The 1,703-nt window shown below is 54.4% G+C and carries 2 protein-coding genes and 1 pseudogene; all 3 read left to right on the forward strand.

Going from position 1 to position 1,703, the window contains the following annotated elements:
- Positions 1–195, forward strand: a 195-nt coding sequence (locus tag WG908_RS16425; RefSeq protein WP_340187585.1) for a hypothetical protein, incomplete at its 5' end; no start/stop codon positions are given.
- Positions 188–1,279, forward strand: a complete 1,092-nt coding sequence (locus WG908_RS16430; protein ID WP_340187586.1) for a recombinase family protein — start codon at positions 188–190, stop codon at positions 1,277–1,279. The genes WG908_RS16425 and WG908_RS16430, both read left to right, overlap by 8 nt.
- 51 nt (positions 1,280–1,330) lie before the next feature.
- Positions 1,331–1,703 (forward strand): annotated as a pseudogene (locus WG908_RS16435) (recombinase family protein); the annotation flags it as partial.

Below are 1,703 nucleotides of genomic sequence, written 5' to 3' on the forward strand. Positions count from 1 at the left end.
ATCGAGATTGTCAGCAACATGATGCGCGGCTTTGTCGATCTGGCTTTCGAGGAAACGCCAGAGCAAATTTTGCTGGGGACAACACTGGATTTATTATCCGATTTGGATTCGGCTGGGATAGAATCGAACCATCACCTGACATCGACATTCAACCAGACTGCGGAGCAACGCGGAGAGGACGAAACCCATGAGTAGCGACCACCAGCCGCCCGCCGTGATCTATTGCCGCGTGAGCGACAAGAAACAGAAATCCGAAGGCAACGGCCTCGACTCCCAGGAAACGCGCTGCCGCCAATTCGCTCTGCGTAAAGGCTATCGCGTCGTCCAGACATTCCACGACGACTTCACGGGCCAGACATCGGATCGCCCGGCGGTCAAGGAGATGATGGCCTATCTCAAAAAGAAAAAGATCGCCCATTTCGTGATCGTAGACGATTTGAGCCGGATCGCGCGGGACGTGGAAGCCCATACGCAACTGCGCCGCATGGTGAAGACCATCGGCTCGTTCATGGCCTCACCCAGCCATGAATTCCGCGAAGACCCAGATGGCCGCTTCCATGAAAACATTCTCGCCAGTTCCTATCAGCATCAACGCGAGAAGAACGCAGAACAAACCCTCAACCGGATGAAGGCACGGGTTGCCAATGGCTATTACGTGTTCGCGAAGCCCATCGGCTATTCCTATCGCATGGTGAAGGGGCGCGGCAGGATGCTCTTTCGCAATGAGCCTTATGCCACAATCATAGCCGAAGCGCTCGAAGGATTTGCCAGCGGCAGGTTCGGGTCACAAGCTGAGGTCGTGCGCTTCCTTGAAGCCCAGCCGGAATATCCCAAGGACCGCAACGGGCATGTTTTGTTTCAGCATGTGAGCGCGTTGCTGACGCGCCCTGTCTATGCCGGGATGGTCGAGGCTCCCAACTGGAACATCGGTATCACCAAAGGGCATCACCCGGCGTTGATCAGCTATGAGAACTATTTGAAGATTCAGGATCGCTTGAAGGTCAAATCGGTCGCGCCAGCGCGGAAAGATATTTCCGCCGAGTTCCCGCTGCGGGGCGTGGTCGTATGCCACGACTGCGGCACCCAACTTACCTCCTGCTACTCCAAGGGCAGGTCGAAATGGTACGCGATCTACTTCTGCTTCAAGAAGCATTGCCCCTCCTATCGGAAATCCATTCGCCGTGAAAAGCTGGAGGGCGATTTTGAAGCGATCCTTCAGCAGCTTCAGCCCAGCCGAGAAATTTTTGGATTGGCGGTGGCGCTGCTAAAAGACTGGTGAGACGAAAGGCTGGCATCATCGAAGGCCCGTCGTCAATCCGCGGAAGATGAGTTGCGTTCCAACGAACGCGCGATCAACCAATTGCTCGACCGAATTATCGAAGCGGATAATCCTACGATCATCAAGGCTTACGAGAATCGCCTTCGTCTCCTTGAACAGAACAAGGCGATGTGCGCAGAAAAAGCCGCGAATCTGGGGCGTCCGAAAGGCGATTTTGAAAAGACAGTTCGCTCCGCTCTCGTCTTTCTCGCAAGTCCTTGGGAGATATACAAAAATGGTTCGCTGGAAGTGCGGCGTATGGTCTTGAAACTGACCTTTGCAGAGCGTCCGTCCTACAGTCCAAAAGACGGAGTTCGCTCCGCTCTAACTACCTCACCTTTCAGGATTTTATCCGACCTGAAAGGGGGTATGGAAGCTATGGTGC

Source organism: Sphingobium anseongense (assembly GCF_037725245.1).
Taxonomy (GTDB): domain Bacteria; phylum Pseudomonadota; class Alphaproteobacteria; order Sphingomonadales; family Sphingomonadaceae; genus Sphingobium.

Bases quoted from the DNA above. Each gene is read 5' to 3' on its own strand.
- WG908_RS16430 (WP_340187586.1), top strand. From the start codon at position 188: ATGAGTAGCGACCACCAGCCGCCCGCCGTGATCTATTGCCGCGTGAGC.